The organism is Clostridium sp. CS001 (genome assembly GCF_020443565.1).
GTDB lineage: Bacteria > Bacillota > Clostridia > Clostridiales > Clostridiaceae > Clostridium_AD.
Genome location: NZ_JAIZZN010000095.1, coordinates 1 through 527, shown reverse-complemented (window position 1 = coordinate 527; position 527 = coordinate 1). Strand labels below are relative to the sequence as shown.

1 protein-coding gene is annotated in these 527 nt (G+C 29.8%); it reads left to right on the top strand.

Features of this window, described 5'->3' with window-relative positions:
* Positions 1-527: RNA-guided endonuclease InsQ/TnpB family protein (locus LGK97_RS19715; protein WP_226262020.1), on the top strand; the 527-nt coding region annotated here is incomplete at both ends.

The following is a 527-nucleotide window of genomic DNA, read 5'->3' as shown; positions in this document are numbered from 1 at the left end:
AAAGAATTAGATATTAAAACAATGAAATATCCTACGCCTGCACAATATAAGACTGAGTTTGAGTGGTTGAAAGAAGTGGATAGTTTAGCACTTGCTAATGCTCAAATGAATTTAGATAAAGCGTACAAGAACTTCTTTAGAGATAAAACAATAGGATTTCCGAGGTTCAAGAAAAAAACCAATACTAATAATTACACAACTAATAATCAAAATGGTACTGTATATATTGAAAATAAATATATCAAAGTACCTAAATTAAAGTCTATGATTAAGATAGAACAACATAGAGAGTTTGCAGGGATAATAAAGTCTTGTACTATATCACAAGTTCCAAGTGGCAAATATTATATATCTATTTTAGTCGATACTGAAAACATTCAATTACCTAAAGTAGACAATAGAATAGGTGTGGATTTGGGCATTAAAGAATTTGCAATAACGAGTGACGGAGATTTTTTCAGCAATCCCAAGCACTTAAAGAAATCAGAAAAAAGGTTAGCTAAACTTCAAAAGGACTTATCAAGAAA